16 protein-coding genes are annotated in these 22,652 nt (G+C 59.6%); 6 read left to right on the top strand and 10 right to left on the bottom strand.

Annotated elements, in window-relative coordinates; translation table 11 throughout:
• The first annotated feature begins 4 nt into the window (after positions 1 to 4).
• The 3 genes from CRD20_RS05530 (at position 5) to CRD20_RS05520 (ending at position 2,667) form a co-directional block, all read left to right on the top strand.
• Positions 5 to 553 carry a neocarzinostatin apoprotein domain-containing protein gene (locus tag CRD20_RS05530; RefSeq protein WP_187405015.1) on the top strand — a complete coding sequence of 183 codons (549 nt, stop codon included), beginning with the start codon at positions 5 to 7 and terminating at the stop codon, positions 551 to 553.
• 45 nt (positions 554 to 598) lie between these two features.
• Entirely contained in the window at positions 599 to 1,783 is a 1,185-nt protein-coding gene (locus CRD20_RS05525; protein ID WP_187405014.1) for an isocitrate/isopropylmalate family dehydrogenase, read from the top strand.
• 119 nt (positions 1,784 to 1,902) lie between these two features.
• Positions 1,903 to 2,667, top strand: coding sequence for an NYN domain-containing protein (locus CRD20_RS05520; RefSeq protein WP_070652688.1), 765 nt, complete (start codon positions 1,903 to 1,905; stop codon positions 2,665 to 2,667).
• A 3-nt stretch (positions 2,668 to 2,670) separates the two neighbouring features.
• Here the strand turns inward: CRD20_RS05520 and CRD20_RS05515 are convergent, their stop codons facing one another.
• Positions 2,671 to 3,552 (bottom strand): VOC family protein, encoded by an 882-nt coding sequence (locus tag CRD20_RS05515; RefSeq protein WP_005510913.1) that lies wholly within the window; start codon positions 3,550 to 3,552, stop codon positions 2,671 to 2,673.
• A 3-nt stretch (positions 3,553 to 3,555) separates the two neighbouring features.
• Positions 3,556 to 3,849 (bottom strand): RNA-binding S4 domain-containing protein, encoded by a 294-nt coding sequence (locus CRD20_RS05510; RefSeq protein ID WP_005510922.1) that lies wholly within the window; start codon positions 3,847 to 3,849, stop codon positions 3,556 to 3,558.
• Positions 3,850 to 4,012: 163 nt separating this feature from the next.
• Here CRD20_RS05510 and CRD20_RS05505 point away from each other — a divergent pair, with 163 nt between their 5' ends.
• Together CRD20_RS05505 and CRD20_RS05500 are read left to right on the top strand one after the other, a co-directional pair.
• Positions 4,013 to 4,540, top strand: coding sequence for an HPP family protein (locus tag CRD20_RS05505; protein ID WP_187405013.1), 528 nt, complete (start codon positions 4,013 to 4,015; stop codon positions 4,538 to 4,540).
• 58 nt (positions 4,541 to 4,598) lie between these two features.
• Positions 4,599 to 5,294, top strand: coding sequence for a NeuD/PglB/VioB family sugar acetyltransferase (locus tag CRD20_RS05500; RefSeq protein WP_187405012.1), 696 nt, complete (start codon positions 4,599 to 4,601; stop codon positions 5,292 to 5,294).
• Here the strand turns inward: CRD20_RS05500 and CRD20_RS05495 are convergent.
• Genes CRD20_RS05495 through CRD20_RS05470 form a run of 6 tightly spaced genes read right to left on the bottom strand, consistent with a single transcriptional unit; the run spans position 5,278 to position 13,016 of the window.
• A complete protein-coding gene (locus tag CRD20_RS05495; protein WP_187405011.1) occupies positions 5,278 to 5,928 on the bottom strand; it encodes a sugar transferase in 651 nt (216 codons plus the stop codon). The two genes, CRD20_RS05500 and CRD20_RS05495, sit on opposite strands and share 17 nt — an antisense overlap.
• A 10-nt stretch (positions 5,929 to 5,938) precedes the next feature.
• Positions 5,939 to 7,507: an O-antigen ligase family protein gene (locus tag CRD20_RS05490; RefSeq protein WP_187405010.1), complete on the bottom strand. Its 1,569-nt coding sequence runs from the start codon at positions 7,505 to 7,507 to the stop codon at positions 5,939 to 5,941.
• A complete protein-coding gene (locus tag CRD20_RS05485) occupies positions 7,504 to 8,682 on the bottom strand; it encodes a DegT/DnrJ/EryC1/StrS aminotransferase family protein (protein WP_187405009.1) in 1,179 nt (392 codons plus the stop codon). Before CRD20_RS05485 ends, CRD20_RS05490 begins: the two co-directional genes overlap by 4 nt.
• Positions 8,682 to 9,872, bottom strand: a complete 1,191-nt coding sequence (locus CRD20_RS05480; protein ID WP_187405008.1) for a glycosyltransferase family 4 protein — start codon at positions 9,870 to 9,872, stop codon at positions 8,682 to 8,684. The genes CRD20_RS05485 and CRD20_RS05480 overlap by 1 nt, the downstream gene beginning before the upstream one ends.
• A 3-nt stretch (positions 9,873 to 9,875) precedes the next feature.
• Positions 9,876 to 11,120 (bottom strand): hypothetical protein, encoded by a 1,245-nt coding sequence (locus CRD20_RS05475; RefSeq protein WP_187405007.1) that lies wholly within the window; start codon positions 11,118 to 11,120, stop codon positions 9,876 to 9,878.
• An 18-nt stretch (positions 11,121 to 11,138) separates the two neighbouring features.
• Entirely contained in the window at positions 11,139 to 13,016 is a 1,878-nt protein-coding gene (locus CRD20_RS05470) for a polysaccharide biosynthesis protein (RefSeq protein ID WP_187405006.1), read from the bottom strand.
• Between the two features lie 651 nt (positions 13,017 to 13,667).
• Here CRD20_RS05470 and CRD20_RS05465 point away from each other — a divergent pair.
• Complete coding sequence (locus CRD20_RS05465) at positions 13,668 to 16,235, top strand: multicopper oxidase domain-containing protein (RefSeq protein ID WP_255468738.1); 2,568 nt, start codon at positions 13,668 to 13,670, stop codon at positions 16,233 to 16,235.
• 8 nt (positions 16,236 to 16,243) lie between these two features.
• On the opposite strand, the gene CRD20_RS05460 is transcribed toward CRD20_RS05465, so the two are convergent.
• Positions 16,244 to 17,785: a glutamate synthase subunit beta gene (locus CRD20_RS05460; protein WP_187405004.1), complete on the bottom strand. Its 1,542-nt coding sequence runs from the start codon at positions 17,783 to 17,785 to the stop codon at positions 16,244 to 16,246.
• Positions 17,778 to 22,400: a glutamate synthase large subunit gene (gene gltB, locus CRD20_RS05455; RefSeq protein ID WP_187405078.1), complete on the bottom strand. Its 4,623-nt coding sequence runs from the start codon at positions 22,398 to 22,400 to the stop codon at positions 17,778 to 17,780. The genes CRD20_RS05460 and gltB overlap by 8 nt, the downstream gene beginning before the upstream one ends.
• Positions 22,401 to 22,652: the final 252 nt, after the last annotated feature.

Here is a 22,652-nt window from a genome sequence, read left to right as displayed (position 1 = left end):
TCCTATGACTACTCGTACACTCCAGCGTCGCGCGGCTTTCCTGGCTGTTCCGGCCGTCGCCGCACTTCCACTTCTCGCCGCCTGTGGCACAGATGACGCGTCCGATGCCGCGCAGGATGCTGCCAACGCCTCGGAGACCACCAGCTCGGCTGCAGATCAAGAAACCGACGCCAGCGCCGGCGAAGTAACCATGGAGGCCGAGCCGGTCAACGACCTCTCCGAGGGCGATGTCATCTCCGTCGACCTGTCTGGTCTCGACCCCGACTACGGCTACTACGCCGCACTCTGCGCCGCCGAGAAGGCTCCAGGCAACCCCGTCCCGGACTGCACCGGTGACCGCAGTGCCGGCACCCAGTCGCAGCAGTGGATTACCAAGAAGTCCGGCGGCACCACCACCATCGCCGACGACAACACCGCACACTTCGAGCTCAGCGTTGTGCCCACCGGCGAGGCCGTGGACTGCACCCAGCAGGACTGCGTGCTGAAGCTCTTCGGTGACCACAGCGAGGGCTTCGAGGACATCACCGAGATCCCGGTTACTTTCGCTAAGTAGGCCAAACCACACACGCGCAGGCGTCGCAGTCCTAGGCTAAGAGCCATGGAAACCGACCAGCCTGCGACTGCTTTAGAAGCGGCACCGCGCCGCATCACACTCCTGCCCGGCGACGGCATCGGCCCTGAAATCACCGATGCCTGCCGAGGACTCATCGCCGATGTCTTCCCGCACTGGGAGCTGACAGAGGCACAAATTGGCTGGTCCCAGTGGTGCGCGCACGGCAATCCCGTCCCGCAGGAAACCTGGGAAACACTCGGACGCAGCGACGCCGCTCTGCTCGCGGCGATTACCTCGAAGCCTGCTCGCGAGGCCGAGGAAGAACTAGCACCGCATCTGCGCGATACCGGCCTGATCTACCGCTCCCCTGTTCTCCAGCTGCGCCAGCGCCTCGATCTCTTCACCAACATCCGCCCGGTCACCCTGCCCGGCGCGACTGCCGACTTCACCATCGTTCGCGAAAACACCGAGGGCCTCTACAGCCACGACTATCTCCTTCCGCCTCACGACGCCCCGGCCGACTCCCCGCACCACCACCTGTGGGCAGAGGTGGCAGAGGACTCGACGGTGGCCCGCGCCGTCGATAAGCGTGGCGACGTTGCGGTTTCTTTGCGCGTGACGACGTCCTTTGCGTGGCACCGCCTTGCGCGACAGGCGGCCAAGTTGGCTCTCGCGCGCCAGGCGGCAAACCCCGATTCGGAGGCCACGCCGACGGTGACGGTGGCGGACAAACCGAATATCCTGCGGGACTCTGCGCGTGTGATTCGCGGGGCAGTTGAGCAGGTGGCTGAGGAGTATTCGCAGGTCACATTCGATTTTGCCAATGCGGATGCCGTGGCAATGCAGCTAGTGACCGACCCAGCGCGCTTTGATGTCATCATCGCGGAAAACCTCATCGGTGACATCCTCAGTGACATCGGCGCAGGCCTGATTGGCGGGCTGGGGCTGGCGGCATCGGCGAATGTGGGCGACAACTTCGCGGTTTTCGAGCCGGTGCACGGTTCGGCACCGGACATTGCCGGGCGCGGCATTGCCAACCCGGCTGCGTTTTTGCTCTCTACGGCTATGTGCGCGGAGCACCTTGGGGCACCGACCTCAGAACTTGCGCCCGCTGCCAAGCTGCGCCAGGCCGTCTACGCCGCGACTCGCACCGCGCCGACGCTGGATCTCGGCGGCACCGCAACTACCAGCGACTTTGTGGCTGCGGTGCGGGCGGAGCTGGGGTTGTAGGCATTGACTCAATTAAGAAGCGCAATTAAAGTGGTTGCTATCAATCCCAGCCGTTGACCCTCCGCCGATAAGGAGAGCGCCGATGACTGGGATTACTCATAGGGGGAGGGCCAAGAAATATGAGTAGAAACAGATATAGTGCTGCGCGAGCTGTGCCTTTACGCGAGATCACTACAGCAGTGCTTGTTGATGGTGGCTTTTACCGCAAACGTGCGGCAACACTGTTTGGTCATAAGACCGCAGAGGATCGCGCTGATGAACTGGTCAAGTACTGCCATCGCCATATACGTGAATCGCGCGCTGGACTGTACCGAATCTTTTACTACGACTGCCCACCGTCACAGCGGGTTGTTTATCACCCATTGCTCCAGCAGCAAGTCAACCTTGGTAAAAGTGAACTTTTTACCTGGACCAATGACTTCTTCGCTGCATTGGCTAAAAAACGAAAGGTTGCGATTAGAAGAGGAGAGCCTCTTGAAACTCAAGGTGGGTACACCCTAAAAGAGGCTCCGCTCAAGAAGCTTTGCCGTGGCACTATCGATGTTTCACAGCTGACCGAAAATGATTTCACCCTTGATATTTCTCAGAAAGGAGTGGACATGCGAATCGGTCTCGACATCGCTTCTCTTGCTGAACAACGACATGTAAATCAAATCATCATGATTTCGGGCGACAGTGATTTCGTCCCTGCAGCCAAACATGCCCGCAGATCTGGGATAGATTTCATTCTCGACCCGATGTGGGCCCCGATTACCGATAGCCTTAGCGAACACATTGATGGCATTCGCGAGTGCGTAAGCAAACCACCCAAAAACGAAGACGATCCTTTACACGTTAACTACACCGGAAAACAGGACCCTGAGGACGACGAAGAAGAGCTCTAGCGCCTACTGGAACTGGCTGAGGTCAATGCCTTCCAGCGGGTCGGACTCGCGGATGTCCTCCTCCGGTGGCAGCGGCACCTCGCAGAGTACAACTGCCGCACCACACGGATCCTGCACGGTTGCCAGCGGGCCGAACTCGGTAGCCTGCGGGGCAACGAGCACGGAACCGCCCAGTTCCTCAGCCTTGGCGACAGCGGTGTCGATGTTCTCCACGCCAAGGTAGGCCAGCCAGCCAACGAAGCTCTTATCTGCCGCATCGGTCTGTGCAGCAACCGAGCTGGCTACCAAGCCAGCGAACGGCGCCCCGTCTTCCATCGCAACTGCGAAAGTGCCGTGCTCGTTCTTGTTGCGCACTGCGATTTCCCAGCCAAAGAAGTTGTGGTAGAAGTCCGCGACCTGCTCAAAGGTCTCCTCCGGGCCTGCGACCAGCTCGAACCACACCGGGGTGCCGGGCTCGCCCGCTGCAATGAAGGCCTGCTCACCCGGCTGTTCCAAAAGTCCAATGAGGCCACCGGCGGGGTCGGAAACGACGGCCATCGTGGATCCGTCGACAAGCGGGGTCGGTTCCTGGAAGACCTCGGCGCCGAGCTCACGCGCCTTCTCGACGGCACCAGCGGCGGAGTCGACATGGAAATTCACGCGCCACTGGTTGACGAAGGCATCCTCAGCGTCCTTATCGGCCTCAAGCAGCACCGACACCGGCATTCCGGACAGCATGGCAACGCGGCGACCAGCGGATGCCTCGCGGGCATCCTCATGGATTGGCGCGGTATTGCGATAAGCCCACCCAAGAACGCCGCGGTAGAAGCGCTCGGTCTTACGCGGTGCGGCGGAGAGCAGATCTACGCGCAGGGGCATGCCAAATTCGGCGGGAAATGCGGGCATGAGTTACAAGTTCCTCCACTTTTCAGGATCAAAGTCATCGTCGGCGGTGGCCTCATCAAAGTAGTCATCATCGACTTCATCGGCGGTGGCCACGCGTGCCGACATACCGGCAACAGAGACGACGTCCCCTGGACGCAGCACCTTGCCACGGCGAGTGTCGACCTCACCGTTCACGCTGACCTGGCCCTCGGCAATGAGTTCCTTGGCCAGACCGCCCGTTTCCACCAGGTTTGCCAACTTCAGGAATTGCCCGAGACGGATGGACTCATCCCGGATTGCGACATCGATAGGCTCCATGCCCTTAAGTGTGTCATATCCGGTGAAAATGGTCGGGGTTGGTTCGGGTCTGGTTCGGCTTTGGAGGCTTGGGAGACCTGGGAGCCACCCCATTTAAACTTCTATTTCGATAAAAACCTCGAACCGCGACGCGGATGAGGCAGCACACCCTAACATCGTTCTCATGTCTAATTCACGGTCCCCGAAGCGGCTCCGGATTGCCAGCGAAGCGCCACCTCGCCCTCCGCTGCGCCATATTATCGCCGCCTCGGTAGCCGTGAGCCTGCCGCTGATGACCCTGGCGCTCATCTCAACTTCTGTCTCTGACCTGCTATTTTTGCCCCCTATTGGCGCTGCCATGGCACTTATCGTCGGCGCACCGAACTTACCCCTGGCTCAGCCACGAAATGTCGTGGTCGGACACCTCATCGGCTGCACGACTGGCATCGCAACTCTGCACATGTTGGGTTCGACCATCATTGCTGCAGCGGTTGCCGCCGGCGTTGCCTTCGCGCTCATGCTTCTTGCTCGCGCGGCGCACTCCCCTGCCACCGCTACCGCTATGGTCACCGTGCTAATGCCACACGGCCATGGGCTTGCCAACGACTTCCGCTTCATAGGCTTCATTTTCGCTTCGTCAATCATGATCGTGGTGCTTGGCATCCTCGCAAATCGACTGCGCGGCCTTCGGTATCCCACCTACTGGTGGTAGGTGGATTCGGGGTCACGCACTCCGGCTAAATACGGCTATCAGTGGGATAATGACACTCATGCCAAAGCAGTGGATCAACAACGCGACAACCGAAAAGATTGTCATCGTCGGCGCTGGTGGTTTTGGGCGAAACGTGGTCAGCTTCATCAAGGACATCAACGACTACGCAGCAGCCAACGGCCTACCACCGCAGTGGGAAATCCTAGGCATTATTGATGATGGCACCCCAGATATGACCTTTTTCCACAAAATGGGTGTGCAACTCTTGGGCAAAACCGAAATCCTCGCGGACTTACCCGAGGGGGTCTACTACACAGTCGCAATCGGCAGCGGCGCAGCTCGACGTTCGATTGCGCAACGCGCAGATACCGAAGGGCTCGTGCCTGCGACTCTGGTCCACCCAGACACCAGCATCGGCGCGCTGGTCACGCTCGGCGAGGGCACCGTCATCTGCCCCGGAGCGCGCCTGACCTGCAATATTGAGGTAGGCAAGCACGCCCAAATCAATATGAATGTCACGATTGGCCACGATGCGGTGCTGCGGGACTACTGCACAATCTTCCCGCTCAATGCCGTGTCGGGCTTTGTCACGCTTGGCGAAGCCTGCACCCTAGGCGCCAACTCCGTAATCAACCCCGGCCTCACCGTTGGCGAGGGAGCGTACATCGGATCCGGAGCCGCAGTTACTAGCGATGTCGATGACTACACCGTTGTCGCCGGTGTTCCTGCAAGTGTGATTAAGAACCTGCGCTAGCCGAGACGTCCTTCTCCGACGAACCGGTGAACTCGGTCATAGTCACTTGCCCCTCTTCCGAGATCCCTTCGCGCTTGAGCACCACCAAGATCGTGTCGAGCAGAATCTTTGCATCGAGCAGGAGCGACCAATTATCCACGTACTGCACGTCGTACTCGAAACGTTCTTCCCAGGTGATGCCATTGCGGCCCGAGACCTGGGCAAGCCCCGTAATTCCCGGTGTCACCTCATGACGGCGTGCTTGGCGCGGCGAATAGCGCTCTAGGTACTTCATGCGCAGCGGGCGCGGGCCAACGAGGCTCATGTCTCCACGCAGAACGTTAAAGAGCTCCGGGAGTTCGTCCAAGCTTGTGGACCGAAGGAATTTTCCTACCTCCGTGAGGCGGGACGCATCGTCGACAAGCCCCTTTGCCGGATTGACGTGGTGCATCGTCCGAAACTTGAGGATATTAAACGGCTCACCATCCTGGCCCGGGCGTTCCTGGCGGAATAGGACTGGCTTTCCCATGGAAAGTCGCACTGCCAGAGCTGTAGCGCCCATAACTGGCGACAGCACAATCAAGCCTGCTGCAGATGCCGCGATGTCGACGCCACGCTTAATTACCCGTTGCGCGCGGATGCTCGGTGAATCCATTGGTCATCTCCTACTTTTCGTTGAACATTTCGCGCAAGAGCTTTTCAGCACGCGCATCGACTTCCGCATTGGAACGGTTCCTGACCAGCCATCCGATTGCACCCACTGCACCGGCCGCGGCAAACGACGCTGCCGCAACGCGCAGTTTCTTGTGGTCATTCTGGTTGTCAGGCGCACTTTGCTTGACGACGGCCACCGCTGGCTCCAGCTCCGGCACAACCGGCTCCGCGGTATCGGTGACCATGACTGGTTCGGGCTCGGCTGCGGGTTCTGGTTGCGGCTGCTCATCCAACTCTGGTTCTGCCGATGCTGTGTCCTGCGCGCGGCGCCGTAGGCTCAGCATTGTAAATGCTGCTGCAAAGCCAAATAGCCATAGCGAACGGGAATCGTAGTAGTAGCCGGAAAAAACCTGTGCCACAAGAACCGCTAACGCCACAGCTGCGGTCAGACCAGCTTGAAGAAACTTGAATAGGTGGCGACAGGCGATTGCCAGCACAACCAGCACAATCACAAACAGACCGATACCTATGACACCCGCTTCAGATCCGACTGTGTAGAAGATATTGTGCGGATGCTCCAATGGACGTGAAGACCTCGGTGTCGACAGCACAACGAAGCTATGCAGGCCTCCACCAAAGATGCGGTGTTCACCCATGATTCGGAAAGCTTCATCATGGAGATGACCGCGTCCGGAATCATGTTCTTTTTCGAAGGTCAACTGGATAAAGCGCGTCTTAAAGTACTCTTCAATCTCGGTACCTGCGATGAACCGCGAGTATCCATACGCGACCGTTGCGGCGACTGCGACGTAAAAAACAGTCGCCCACTTCCAACCCCAGTGAAAAAACACAGCTATAGCGGTAAAGAGGACTACCACGGTGGTAGCAACCAGTACACCGCGGCTTCCCGACGCAACGAGACCGTAAGCAAATGGTGCAGCGAACAAGAGAGCTGCCCACATGAACTTACGCCACAGCATGAAAAACACAGCTGCCGCGATGCCGTACAGCATGAAACGGGCAAAGACATTCGGTCCACCGCCGAACGCCGTCATGCGCCCGACATATTTCGGACCAGTAATGCCACCGTAGAGAAAAATAAGCGAGCAAATGGCTACTGCTAACCACAGCCATACCAGTGCCTGAGGATGCAAATAGAACAGTATTGCTGACATCGTGGCGATGAGCCCAAGCGTTATCAACGCAGTAACGACAGGAGCAACTTCGGCAGCTTCGGGGGCCCACAGTCCGGACAGCATCATCCAGAACAACCAGGCATAGAAAGCCACTAATGCCCACACGGCCATCGGCCACTGCTTTACATTGCCAGCGCCTTTCATCGCATTCAGCCAACTCTGGCGCTGCGCTTCTGGGGTGCCGATGGCTGTAAGGATTGCAACGATTACCAAAATCGGCAATGCAAGAGAGAGATCAGGAAGCGCCGAAGAGACGTCCTTCATCGTCGTGTCGCCAACGTAGAGAACACCAGCAAACATTCCCGCGGCCACCACAATAAACAGCGACTGCAGTATTGGTTTTCGCTGTTTTACAGCTTCTCCAGCTACCTCTGTAGGAGTCATCCCAGCACTTCCTTCAAAACACCAATCACCCGCGCGACGTCGTCATCGTCCAGCGCCGGACCACTAGGAAGAGTAATGCCGCGGGAGAAAAGATTCTCAGCAGTGCCGTTGATGGTCGCCCGCGCGCCCTCATACACCGGCTGCAGGTGCATCGGCTTCCACAGGTGACGAGCCTCAATTTTGGCCTCACCAAGTGCTGCAATCACGCTGTCCGGGGTCAGCACGCCCTTGTCGACGGCCTCCTGTGGCAGCACAATCGAGGTCAGCCAGCAGTTCTCGGTGAAACGCTCGTCGGAGTCAGAGAGCAAGCGGGTACCTTTACCAGGGGCATCGTCGTCAAGCGAGGAGAGCAGATCGATGTACGCATCGCGAATCTGGCGGCGGCGAGCAATCATGCCGTCCAGACGCGAGTGCTGCGCCCGCCCCAGTGCGGCAAGGAGATTGGAAAGCCGGTAGTTGTAGCCGATTTCGGTGTGCTCGTACCAAGCGACGGGCTGACGCGCCTGGGTGGACAGGTAGCGCGCGCGAGCGATGAGATCGGCATCGTTGGACAGCAGCATGCCACCGCCGGAGGTGGTCATAATCTTGTTGCCGTTGAAAGACAGCGCGGCGGCACGGCCGAAACTGCCGGCCGGCTGACCATCGACACTGGCACCGAGCGCCTCGGCGGCGTCCTCGATGAGCGCGATGCCGAGTTCTTCCAGGCGTGGCGCGAAGGCCGGGTAATCGGCGCAGCGGCCAAAGAGGTCCACAATCATCACGGCGGGAACGCTCTTGCCCTCGGCAAGCAGCTCATCGACGGTGCGGAGCAGCAGTTCAGGGTCGATGTTTCCGTCCTCTGCCGCATCGACAAACACCGGCGTAGCGCCAACGTAAGCGATGGCGTTGGTCGTGGCCGCGAAGGTCATGGTGGAAACCGGAATGTAGTCGCCTTCACCGATCCCCAGCGCAAGCAGCGCCAAGTGCAGACCAGCGGTACCGGAAGACAGCGCGAGCGCGTGCTCAACACCGCAGCGCTTGGCAATCTCCGCTTCAAACGCGTCTACCTCGGGTCCCAACGGAGCCACCCAACCAGAGTGGAGTGCGCGAACGACGGCCTGCTCTTCTGCTTCGGTGACTGTCGCGAGCGAAAGAAAGATCCGCTCATTGGGCTTGTTAGCGTCGGCGTTAGTCATTACTTCTGCACCTTTCGGACGCGGTTGAGCACCTCGATGAGCTGGTTGTACAGGCTGTCACGAGCGAAACGCTTCTCACCCAGTTCGCGGTTGCGCTGTCCAGCTGCACGCAGCTCATCGCGGTCGGAGATGATCTCAGCGAATCGCTTGGCCGCGGTCGGAATATCGCGCGAGAGACGCCAACCGGCATCGTGCTCGGTTGCAGCTTCCTCCAGCCAGCCACCGTGGTTGAACACCACCGGACGCGATGCGGCCATGGCATCGAAGACCTTGTTCAGGGAGTTGCCCTCCAGGCAGGGGTCATCACGCAGCGGCGATAGCGCGATATCGGCGGCAGACACGTACTTGGCGACATCTTCCTTCGGCTGACGGCCAAGGAACATCGCATCGGCATTGAGGCCAGCGTTCTCGGCGCGCTGGTACAACGCGTCCGAGTCGCTTCCCTGCCCCAGCAGGACAAAACGCACATTCTCCACGCCATCACGACGCAGCTGCGCCACCAAATCCACAAGCCACTCCAGCTGGTAGGACATGCCAAAACCACCGGCATAGACAGCTACCACGTCATCGCCCCAGCCCTGCTCCTTTCGGAAAGCAGCACGCTGCTCGGCCGGGACATCAAAACGCTCAAAGTCCGACGCATTCGGAATCACGGTCACGCGCTTCTTCGGAGCGACCTCTTTGACGCCATCGGCCATCGACGGCGACAGCGCCACGACCTCGCTCGATGCCGCATAAAATGCCTTCTCCAGCTGCTTGGCCAGGAAAATTGCCACCGGATTATTGAGGTAGCCCAACTTGATCGGCACCTCTGGCCACAGGTCACGAATTTCCGCCACCAACGGCGTACGCTGGGTAAACTTCGCCACAATTCCCGGAACCGCCACAGTCAGCGGGGTCGAGGACGCGTAGATCACGTCGGCAGGCACACGGGCAGCGACCGCGGAGGCGCGCACCAGGAAGTTCAAGAAACTGACGATACGCTCGCGCTTCGACATTTCATTGCGGTACGGAATCGCTAGACGACGCACGTGGATACCATCAACAGTTTTATCCATGGCCTCATCGCGACCACAGATCATTGTCACCTCGTGGCCTGCGGCGGCCATTCGGCGCGCAAACTCGTAGGGTCGGGAACCACCCGGCTCACCGGGGAGAACAAAGTGCTGGTGGATATAAGTGATTCGCATTGTTTAGGCTTCCTCGATTACGTCGACGGGGAGTTCTTCGGTGGTAGTTGATGGATTCTTCTGGCCTTCGCTTGGCCGCATTAGCGCCACTACCGCGACCACGGCTGCTGCAAAATAGACAACTGCGCTGGTCCACGCGAGACCGAGGGCATCTCCGAGAAGAATGCCAATCGGGTAACAAATGACAGCGATGACGGCGGAAATAAGTTCCACTCGGCCAATTCGACGGGGATTGTCACTGCCGAGAATTTCACCGCACAGGTGTCGGTAGCAGCCGAGCACCACGGCCGCGATAGTCAGTGGCAGCACCAACTCCCGGGCAGGCTCAAACTCATGGCCGAATACCGGCACGATAAGGAAGTAGAGTGCCACCCCACCGAGCGCACCAAGTGCTCCGTACGCTGCAGTGACTATGCCAAGGTGTCGGAGCACACGAGATGGGGTGAGTTCGCGACCCCTCTGGTCGCTGGTGCGCTGATCGGCGACTGACTGCGCGATCCAGTACAGCGGTTCCGTCGCCGTCGCCACGACTACAAAAAGACCTAACGACGCCGGTGAGGCCAGCGCCGGCAGCAAAACGCGACCCAAGCGTGTGGTCGTCAACGGCCCCAGACCCGATGCGATGAATGGGGCATTTGTTCGTGCCGTCTCTACCACTCCGCCAACACGAGAATCGGTGTGTTTGCGTGACTTCGCTAGCGACCAGATTGCCAGTGGCAGTGCCGGGAAGATATAGGCCGCAGCCCACCAGCGCCAGTCCTCGACTCCGGCGAAATAGAGCGCAGCGCTTATTAGCAGTACTGAGCCCTGAAAACCGACGAATACTGCGACGAAGAAGGACACTCGATGGCGGCTGATAGCCATGGCACGGACCATGGAAAATGACACGGTAACCAAGGCGACGACGCCGGCCATTGCCGTCCACGGTCCGTAGACGACTCCTGCGATGGCACAGGCAATCAGAGCGACCACAGTCATGGCGAAACCACTCGGAATGAGACCGTGGTCGTAATCATCGCGGCGCAGCAAAAGCCGATCGGCCCCAAATCCGACGAATGGCGCCACAATATAGGCGAACTGCAAAACGGTAGCGACCTCGCCTCGACCGGCGGGCCCCAGCACTCGCGCGGAAAGAATACTGACCACAAAGGCGACGACTGCGGCGAGCGCTGAAGCTGCCGAAATCGTCGCAACTGTTCGAACTCTTTGCGCCAGCTGCCCGGAGTTAGAGGAGCTGGTGGTTGTCACGGTGGGGAGTCATCCTAACTATTTTGCTTTCGAGCTAGCGGTTGCAAGTGATTGTGCACCGGTGGGATGCGCCTCAATACTGCTTTGCGCCCCACCGTGCTCTGCAAGCCAACGACGTGCAGCATCGTGATTATGTGTGCACGGGAGAATCCGCGAATTCAGCCGTTCCGGCTCAACACGTACCTCAGTGATTAGCGGATGACGATCACCGATCTTGGGAACCTCGCGGTCATCAACCAAGTCCTCGGAGATTTTCTCACCGTCACGAAGACCCGTGTAGACAATCTCTACGTCTGCGTCATGGAGCCTAATGAGGTTCTCCGCCAGCTCAGCAATCTTGACCGGCTTACCCATCTCCAGCACCAGAGTCTCACCGGACTCTGCAATAACGGTAGCCTGCAGCACCAGCTGCGATGCCTCCGGAATGGTCATGAAGTAGCGCTGAACGTCAGGATGCGTCACCGTCACCGGGCCGCCCTCTTCAATCTGACGCTGGAAAGTCGTAATGACCGAACCGCGCGAGCCAAACACGTTACCGAAGCGGACAGATGCCCAGACACCTTCGTGAGTTTTCCCCATGTGCGCAGTCAGACGTTCCGCAGCGCGCTTGGATTCACCCAGAATCGAGGCCGGGTTCGCAGCCTTGTCCGTGGAAATATTAATAACGGTTGAAACGTTAGCCGCAGCCGCTGCATCCAGGACGTTCTGGGTTCCGATTACATTGGTTTGCACTGCTTCTGCGGGATAGCTCTCCAGCAGTGGCAGGTGCTTGAGAGCTGCAGCATGGTAGACAACATCGGGCTTGCGCTCGGTGAAGATCTGCGTCAGCATTTCCGCGTCACGGATATCAGCCAGGACGGTATCGGAGCCGTCGAGAAGCGCCGAACCCGTCAGCGACAGCTGCGTGGCATGCAAGCCGCCCTCATCGCGATCCAGCATGATCAGTTCTGCCGGCTCAAAGCGGTGAACCTGTCGGCAGATTTCGGAACCGATAGAACCTCCAGCGCCGGTGACCAGCACCTTCTTACCGCGGATTATGGAAGCGACCTTGGATTCATCCAGGTGCAGAGGCTGACGGCCAATGAGGTCGGCGATGTTAATTTCGCGCACCTGCGAGGTAGCGACAGCACCACGGTGGCGCGAGTACTCTTCCACCGGCGGCAGAATGAGCAGGCGCAGCGACGATTCCTCACAAATGTGGTTGAGGACGTTGATGCACTCAGTGGACAGTGGCTCATCAGTCGCAATGATGACCGACTGCGCCGAAGTACGCGATGCGAGCTCACCCAGCTGATCAATTCCACGAATCACGCGGAGACCATGGATACGAGAAATATGGTTCTCGCCGCTTTCTTTGGGATCGACGATTCCAACCAAGTGGAAGCGGTTCTCACGGGAGATACCGGAATCCGTAAGGCTGTTAATAAAGAATTTGGCTCGACGGCCTGCACCGAGAACAATCAAGCGATCATCCGTCTGACGGGAGCCAAAGTTGTTGGTAATCCAGCGAGCGAGAGTTCGGGTATAGATACTTGCCAAAGTTGCGACACAGCCGCCTGCGAACGGAACGTACCACGCAATTTCCGGGAAGGTCTTCAGGATTTGAGCTAACCCAGTGGCTGCGGTAGCGCCGCCCATGCTGATGCTCAGCAGAACAATATCTTCAGTTCGACTGCCGGGCCATACGCGTTGTGGGTTGGTGTACTCCCCGAGCAGCAGGCCGAGCAGGACGATGACGGCCACGGCGACAGCGACAACCAAAAAATTAGTGCCTGATATTTCAGAGAAAGATACCAATTCACCGCGGACGATTCCGTTAGCGGCGGACAGCGCAATCAGCCAGGCGAGTACGTCAAATACGCACCAGGCGAGCTGCTTCCAGTCTCGGATAAACATTCTTATGCCTTTTACTGCTGGTTAAATTTTCTTACGCACAATGCGTTCCACAGGCTTGGCATACTATGCGATATGAACTACATTTACAGCCCCCTACTACAAAGGGCTACCCCATCGTTCGGGTAGCCAAAAAGCCACCTTTACCACTCATCATTCTCCCTGGTAAAACAACGTTTCACCAACTGCTTACTGAAGCTTCAATCTGTTTACATTCATCTAACTAGCTGTACAAACTAGCTTCTAACGTAACCACTTCCTGACGATTGCAATTAATGCACAATCACCCCTTTATTGAGATGTTTATTCAAGGAAGTATTTGCGTGAATACTCAAACAATCTTTTTTGACAAAAGGGTTACACTTCCCCGTGAGCACATCATCAACGCGTCGGGCACGCGCTTTCATCACCCGGAAGCCCTTCCTTACTACCCTGATGCTGATTCAAAACCGGATGGGTCAGACACAGAAGACCACATAGTTCTGGCAGGCCCACAAAAACGGCGAAGACCCGACCAAATAAAAGCACTCTTACATGCGCCCATATTAAATGCGCACCCAGTATGCGTATTATTGATATATGTCGTCGCACGCCACACCAGAACCCCAATCCCCCACAACCAAACCGCCTACTAAGCCTGGCAAGAAGCGCCGCATGTCCTGGCATCGCAAGGCCGGTGTGCCAGTGCGCTGGTGGTTCGCCTCCATCATTGTGGCAGCACTCATTCACCCTTTCGTCACCGATGGCCGTTGGCTGTTGGTGCATCTCTTTACCCTCGGCGCCGTCACCAACTCCATCCTCATCTGGGGCCGCCACTTCACCGAAAAGCTACTGAAAATCGACGTGCCCGTTGGCAATCGGAAGATTCAGTTGGCAAATATTTACCTGCTCAACGTAGGTATTGTCGCAACGGTCGTCGGCAAGCTCGGTGACTGGTGGCCAGTGACCATCGTCGGCGCGGCGGTCGTCGGCGTCGCCGTCGCATGGCATGCGATTTCCCTCGGACGCGACCTGGTAGCGAAGCGCGATCGGCCATTCGCCATCTCCGTTGCGCACTACGTCGCGTCGGCATGCCTACTGCCCATCGGCGCTGCACTCGGCGCCATCCTCGCATCTCCGAAGGGCAAAGCGCTTCACGACGACCTCCTATTGGCACACGAAGCCGTCAACCTCATTGGCTTCCTCGGGCTCGCGGCCTGCGGCACGCTCGTCACCATGTTCCCAGCGCTGTGGCGAACCCAGATGTCGCCGCATTCCCGCCCGAAGCTGGCACTAGCAATACAGCTCATAGGTATCGCGATTACCGCGATCGGTGCACTGACCAGCATCAACTGGATCGCCTCGGTCGGCCTTGGCATCATCACTATCGGCTGGGTCATAGCCGCCATCCCGTGGGCGCACAACGTCATGACCGTCGCTAAAGACCCCCGCGACCGCCTCAGCTACCCGGCGCTGTCTGTCGCGGCCGCCATCGTATGGCTAATCGGCACACTCGCAGTCGCCACAGTCAAGGCGCTTGACGACGGCTTCGTAATCTCATCCCTCACGCTGCCGCTGGTAATCGGTTTCGGTGCACAACTGCTAATCGGCATGATGAGCCAACTCCTGCCCGCAACCATCGGCGGAGGTGCTGGTCCAGTCTCAGCCGGTATGAAGGAACTTGACCGCGCGGGCGCATTCCGCTGGTCGACCATCAATATTGGTCTGGCACTGTGGTTGCTACCACTGCCGTCGTGGACCAAGGTGGCGGTCTCCGCGCTGGTCTCCCTCGCATTAGTGTCCTACCTACCGCTTGTCGGCCGGGCCGCAAAGGCACAGATTGGTGCCCTGAAGGAACGCCAGAAGGCACGAGCTAACAAGGAAGCATCGCCGAAGCTGGTCGAGCTGCAAGCAACCGCGCGTCGTCTCGGTGCTCAAACTACCGCTGCTCTGGCTGTATTAGGCCTGGTAGTAACCGTCGGCGTTGCGCTGAGCGGTAGCGGTGGTGGTACGAGCAGCATTGAAACCACCGGTGATGTTGCGCCCACCGGAGAAACCGTCGAGGTCACGGTCACTGCCAACGATATGACCTATACCCCGAACGTCATTGAGGCGAACCCCGGCGACCGCCTGGTCATCACCATGGTCAACGCGGATTCCCAAGTCCACGATCTGCGCTTGGCCACCGGCGAGGACACCGGCCGAGTCTCCCCCGGCGACTCCGCCACCATCGAAGTGCCGGTCGTCCCTGGCGACATTGACGGTTGGTGCACCATTGCTGGCCACCGCCAGATGGGCATGACGCTCACAGTTAATGCAGGTGGTTCGGATCATTCACACCGCACCGAGCACGGCAGCCACTCCGGCCATGCCACGCCAGGCGCACTCGGGAATGTCGGCGAGCTACCCGGCCCGGATTCCCCCACCATCAACCCGCTATTAGAACCCGCCGAGGACGCCACGGTTCACCACGTCACGCTGCGGGCCAGCGAATTCACTGGCTACGCTGCCCCTGGCGTCGAGCAGCAGCACTGGGTCTACAACGGCAAACCGCTGGGGCCAACTTTGCGCGGCAAGGTGGGCGACGAGTTCGTCGTCACGCTCATTAATGACGGCACCATGAGTCACTCCATCGACTTTCACGCCGGCATTGTTTCGCCGGACGAGCCAATGCGCGACATCGCCCCTGGTGAGAAGCTTGAGTACCGCTTCCGTGCTGACCGCGCGGGCATCTGGATGTACCACTGCGCAACCATGCCCATGTCCATGCACATCGCTGCCGGTATGCACGGTGCCGTCATCATCGACCCACCGAATCTCACTGATGTTGACCACGAGGTTCTTCTGGTGCAGTCGGAAAGCTACTGGGGCGAGGACGGCCCCGACGCCGACAAGACCATGGCCGAGGACCCCGATATCTACAAGTTCAACGGCTACCCCGACCAGTATCTCACCCACCCAATTCGCATTCGCGCAGGTGAGACGGTACGTTTCTGGGTACTTGCCGCCGGCCCCAACAAGGGCACGAGCTTCCATATCGTCGGCACGCAGTTCCATCGCGTGTACAAGGAGGGCGCGCTTTTGCTTGACGACGGCGTGGGCGGTGCCCAAGCCCTTGACCTCGGTGCCGCGCAGGGTGGTTATGTTGAGGCCGAATTCCCGGAGCCAGGCACGTACCGCTTTGTCGACCACCAGATGGTGCATGCCGAAATGGGGGCACGCGGCAACATAGTGGTGAACTAAACCAGGGCTTACAACTTAATTGGAGCATCCTCCGGCTCGACAGCGCGCGGCAGATTGGACTCGCCCATCAAGTACTGGTCCACAGCCTCGGCGCAGGCGCGGCCTTCGGCGATAGCCCACACAATCAAACTGGCCCCGCGGCCATTGTCACCGGCCACGAACACCGGACCGTCGAAGTTCTGCTCGATGTCGCTGCGCACGGCGAGGTAGTCGTCGTCACGCATCATCACACCGCGATCGTTGAACTGAATCCCCAGCTCATGGGGCAGACCTCCGCGCTCCGGACCGGAGAAGCCCAGCGCGATGAGAACTAGGTCGGCATCGAGTTCGAAATCCGTATCCTCCATGGGCACGCGCTTGCCATCGATGACCTCGACCTCGTTGGCGGACAGGCCGGTCACGTGACCGTCCTCGCCGTGGAAGGAGACGGTGTTGACGTTGAAGACGCGCTTGCCCAGGGTCTCGCCGGTGACGCGAGCGTTAAGGCCGAGCGCCTCGGTAACCTCTGGCGGTTCGGAACCGGTGATGGTGTACTCACCTTCTTCGTGAGCAGTCGCTACGCGCCAGACCAGCGGGTACATCGGCCACGGAGTCGACGCCGCACGGGACTTCGGTGCACGGGGGCGAATATCGAACTGCGTGACGGACGCCGCTCCCTGGCGCAGCGCGGTACCGAAGCAGTCGATGCCGGTGTCGCCACCACCGATGACGACAACCTTCTTACCTTTGGCATCAATCGGCGGGATGTCGAGCTCGCCTGCGGCAACGCGGTTGGCTCCCGGCAGGTACTCCATAGCCTGGTGAATACCTTCCAGATCACGGCCATCGACGGGCAGGTCGCGAGCCAGCGACGCGCCGGTAGCTAGGACCACTGCATCGAAATCGGCCAGGTCAGCAGCCGTCGGTGAGATGTTGGTGCGGAACTCAGTGCCCTCGATTTCCATCTGCTCGAGACGGCGGTCGAGGAAACGCTGCTCCATCTTGTAGTCCGGCACACCGTAGCGCATCAGGCCACCAATCTTGTCGTCGCGCTCGAAGACCGTGACATCATGCCCGGCGCGAGTAAGCTGCTGTGCTGCAGCAAGGCCCGCTGGCCCGGAGCCGATGACAGCGATGTTTTGGCCCGTGTCGAAAGTCGGCACAATCGGCTGCACCCAGCCCTCATCGAAGCCGCGTTCAACGATGGCCAGCTCGATGTTCTTAATGGTCACCGCATCGTCGTTGATGCCGAGCACGCAACCGCCCTCGCACGGAGCCGGGCACAGACGACCGGTCCACTCTGGAAAGTTGTTGGTGGCGTGCAAGCGCTCGAAAGCCTCGTGCCAGCGGTTCTGACGAACCAAGTCATTCCACTCCGGAATGATGTTGCCCAGCGGGCAGGCCGAGTGACAAAACGGCACGCCACAGTCCATACAGCGGGTCGCCTGCTGTTGCACCTGCCCGTCGCTAGCCTCCTCATAGACCTCTTTCCAGTCCATCAGACGCAGCGGAACCGGGCGATGAGCAGGCTCTTCGCGCTGGAATTTCATGAACCCCTTCGGATCAGCCATTGGTTACTGCCTCCATGATTGCCTCGTTGATGTCAGCGTCGTTGTCCTTTGCCTTCGCGACTACGTCGAGAATTCGGGCGTAATCACGCGGCATGATTTTGATGAACTGTGCAGCCGGGAACCGAGTCTTAGAACCCGTGAGCTTGCGGTGCTTCGACAGCGTGGCCTCCAACCAGCTGATGTCCTCATCATCGAGCGGCACGATATCGACCAACTCGGTGTTGATGTTCGCCCGCGTCGCCTCGTTATCCAGCAGGTAGGCGATACCGCCACTCATACCGGCGCCGAAGTTGTGCCCAACCGGACCAGCCACCACGACGCGGCCACCGGTCATGTACTCACAACCGTGGTTACCGATGCCCTCGACCACGGCCGTAGCACCGGAGTTACGCACGCAGAAGCGCTCACCGACAGTGCCTCGGACGAAGATTTCACCGCTGGTGGCACCAAAACCAATGACATTGCCGGCAATGGTGTCGGTAGCCACATCCGCGGTCGGCGGGGCCGAACGTGAAGGTCGAACCACAATCTTGCCGCCGCACAGGCCCTTGCCGACGAAGTCGTTGGCATCGCCCTCCAGCTTGATGGTCACACCGGCCGGCAGGAACGCGCCCAGCGAGTTACCGGCGGAACCGAGCAGGTTGACGACGATGGAGTCGTCGGCAAGCCCCTGCTTACCTGCGACTTTGGTGACTTCATACCCCAGGCGCGTGCCCACGGAACGGTTCACATTGCTGATGGCGTGGTGCAGCGATACCGGTGTCGGCGCCAGCCCATTCGCGCGCGCCGTACGCAGCGCGGGCTGCGCTTCGTCGATGAGGCGCTCATCCAACGCGCCCTCAAGGCCGTGGTCCTGCGCCTTCGTGCAGTAGGAATCCTGGTCCGCAAAGAAGGGGCTCTCGGCAACGTGCAGGATTCGCTCCAGGTCAAGCTTTGCGACGCGCGGAAGGTTGCCCAGATCCTTGCGCGGACGCAGGCACTCGGCATGTCCGACCGCTTCATCGATGGTACGGAATCCCAGCTCAGCGAGGTATTCACGGACCTGTTGGGCGATGAAGGTGAAGAAGTTGACCACGTGCTCGGCACGGCCGGTGAACTTGCTCCGCAACTTCGGATTCTGGGTGGCAATACCGACTGGGCAGGTGTCCAGGTGGCAGACGCGCATCATGATGCAGCCCTCAACCACCAGCGGAGCGGTGGCAAAACCAAACTCTTCAGCGCCCAGCAACATCGCGACCACGACATCACGACCGGTCTTGAGCTGGCCATCGCACTGCACGCGGATGCGGTCGCGCAGCCCGTTGAGCATCAGGGTCTGCTGGGTTTCAGCGAGCCCCAGCTCCCACGGACCGCCAGCATGCTTGAGACTGGTCAGTGGCGAGGCACCAGTGCCGCCATCGTGGCCGGAGATCAGCACGACGTCGGCATGCGCCTTCGAGACACCAGCGGCGACGGTGCCCACGCCCTGCTCGGAGACGAGCTTGACGTGAATGCGGGCGCGCGGATTGGCGTTCTTGAGGTCGTAGATGAGCTGTGCCAGATCCTCGATTGAGTAGATGTCGTGGTGCGGTGGCGGCGAGATTAGCCCCACGCCCGGGGTGGTGATGCGGACTTCCGCGATCCACGGGTAGACCTTGTTCGGTGGCAACTGGCCACCCTCGCCGGGCTTTGCACCCTGGGCCATCTTGATCTGGATGTCGGTGCAGTTGGACAGGTAGTGGCTGGTCACACCGAAGCGGCCCGATGCGACCTGCTTGATGGCAGAGCGTTTCCAGTCGCCGTTGGCCTCCATTTCGAAACGGTCTGGGTCCTCGCCGCCCTCGCCGGAGTTGGACATGGCGCCCAGGCGATTCATAGCGATGGCCAGCGTCTCATGTGCCTCCGCAGAGATGGAGCCATAGCTCATTGCGCCGGTGGAGAAACGCTTGACGATGCTCGAGACCGGTTCGACCTCATCAATGTCGATTGGCTCGCGGTCCGAGGCGAACTCGAGCATGCCGCGCAGAGTTGCCAGCTGCTTGGTCTGCTCATCAACCTTGTTGGTGTAGTCGCGGAAGACCGCGTACTGACCAGTGCGGGTCGCATGCTGCAGCGTGTAGATTGTCTCCGGGTTGAATAGGTGGTACTCGCCTTCGCGACGCCACTTGTACTCGCCGCCGAGATCCAGCTCACGGTGTGCCTGCTCTTCCGGACGCGGAAGGAATGCGCTGCGGTGACGGGCGGCAACATCTTCTGCGACCTCGTCGAGACCAATACCTTCCAGCGGAGAAACAGCGCCGGTGAAGTACTCGTCCAGGAACTCCTGCGACAGACCGACGGTGTCGGCCAGCTGAGCGCCACGGTAGGACTGCAGTGAGGCGATACCCATCTTGGACATGACCTTCAGCACGCCCTTGGAGGCAGCCTTGCAGTAGTTCGAGCAGGCCTGATCCAACGTCAGAGCTCCGAGCTGGTCCTTCATGCGCAGCTCATCGATGGTTTCGAAAGCCATGTATGGGTTAATGGCATCGGCACCAAAGCCCAGCAGCATGGCCATGTGGTGCACCTCGCGGGCGTCGCCAGCCTCAATGATGAGGCTGGCGCGCGTGCGAGTGCGCTCCTCCACCAGGTGGTGGTGAACCGCGGAGGTCAGCAGCAGCGACGGGATAGGGGCAAAGCGCTCATTGGACTCACGGTCAGACAGCACAATCAGTCGGGCACCACGGTCAATGGCCTCAGAGACCTCACGGCGAACACGACGGATAGCGTTGCGCAGGCCACGGCCACCGCGGGCGACCGGGTACAGGCCAGAGATGACCTCGGCGCGGAACTCGGAGTACTCCTCGTTCTTGCCCGCCTGGCACAGGGTGACAAAGTCGTGGTTGTCCAGGATTGGATGCTCAAGCCGGATGCGACGCGCGGCATCGGCAGTGGGCTCCAGGATGTTGGTCTCTGCCCCCAGCAACGTATTCATGCTGGTGATGGACTTTTCGCGCAGCGAGTCCAGCGGCGGGTTGGTCACCTGTGCAAACCGCTGCGAGAAGAAGTCGAACAGCATGCGGGGGCGGTTGGACAGTGCCGCGATTGGCGTGTCCGAACCCATCGAACCCAGGCCCTCCGCGCCGGTGAGTGCCATCGGGCGGATGATTAGGTCAACGTCTTCCTCGGTGATGCCGAAGACGCGCTGCCGCAACACCGCGCGGGCATGCGGCATGTACTGGTAGCGCTCTCGTGGCAGGTCGGTGATGTCGACCAGGCCCTCTTTGATCCATTCCTCGTATGGACCGGTAGCGGCCAGCGTGGACTTAATCTCCTTGTCCTCAATAATGCGACCGGCCTTCATGTCCACCAGGAACATGCGCCCCGGCTGCACGCGTGTGCGCTGCACAATCTGCTCCGGCGGGATATCCAGGACACCAGCTTCGGAGGCCATCACCACCAGGCCCTCGTCGGTCACCCAGATGCGCCCCGGGCGCAGACCATTGCGATCCAGGGTGGCACCGATGACCTGGCCGTCGGTAAAGCAGATGGCAGCGGGGCCGTCCCACGGCTCCATCAGGCAGGCGTGGTACTCGTAGAACGCGCGAACCTGCGGGCTGAGATTGTCGTCGTGCTCCCAGGACTGCGGAACCATCATCATGACCGCATGCGGGAGACTACGACCACCGAGATGCAGTAACTCCAGGGCCTCGTCGAAACGCGCAGTGTCAGAACCGTTGGGGTCGCACACCGGCAGCGCGCGGTCGATGTTGCCCAGCTTGCCAGAGCGAATTAGCGACTCGCGGGCGCGCATCCAGTTCTCGTTGCCGCGCACAGTGTTGATTTCACCATTGTGAGCGACGTAGCGGTACGGGTGTGCCAGCGGCCAGGACGGGAAAGTGTTCGTGGAAAAGCGCGAGTGCACGATGGCGAGCGCGGAAGTGACTTCCTTCTGCTGCAGGTCAAGGTAGAAATCCTTCAGCTGCGGAGTAGTCAGCATGCCCTTGTAGACGATCGTGCGGCTGGACAGCGACGGGAAATACACGGTGTCGCCACCAGAGCCCTCGCCGGCGCCCTGTTCACCCAGCTCACGCTCACAGCGCTTACGCAGGAAGAACATCTTGCGGTCGAGATCGATATCGCTGAGCTGGCGACCCTCGTAGTCCTTCGCGGTAACGAAGAGCTGACGCAGCACCGGCATAGCCTGGCGAGCCATCTGGCCAAGCCCGTCAGCGTTAATCGGCACATCGCGCCATGCCAAGATCTCGATGCCCTCTTCGGCGCAGATATCTTCAATAGCCCGGATGGCATCGAGGGTGGCCATGCGCGACTGCGGCAGGAACGCAATACCGGTGGCGTAGGTACCGGCCGGCGGCAAAATAACGCCTTCCTTGCTCAGCTCAGCACGGTAGTAGGCATCCGGAACCTGAATGAGAATGCCGGCACCGTCGCCGGTGGTCTTCTCAGCGCCGGCGGCACCGCGGTGGTCGAGGTTGACCAGTGCCTGAATGCCCTTTTCGACAATGCCATGGGTCTGGCGACCGTAAATGTCGGCAACAAAGGCCACGCCACACGCATCATGTTCGTTCGACGGGTGGTAGAGACCTTCCCTCTGAGGACCACGAGGCAATGTGGTCGCTGTTTCGGTCAGAGTCATGGCTGTCTTAGCTGTCATGGCTGTTTTCCCCTTGTAGGTGCAATGTGCCAATTGGGGGACACGGGTTATCTATATTTCCAACTGTTTTAACAATGCACTTTCATCTAGGCGTATTGCAATACGTATTTAGGGAACTGGCTATATTTACCCACCCCCGAAGGAGCTAGAATGCCCTTCCCGTTCGACTAAAATCGGGCTTTCACTACCTGCTTTAACGCCATAACCCCCTAATCGAGCTACCACCCCCGCTAA

The organism is Corynebacterium sp. LK33 (assembly GCF_014334955.1).
Lineage (GTDB): Bacteria > Actinomycetota > Actinomycetes > Mycobacteriales > Mycobacteriaceae > Corynebacterium > Corynebacterium jeikeium_D.
This window is presented reverse-complemented; position numbering and strand designations above follow the sequence as displayed.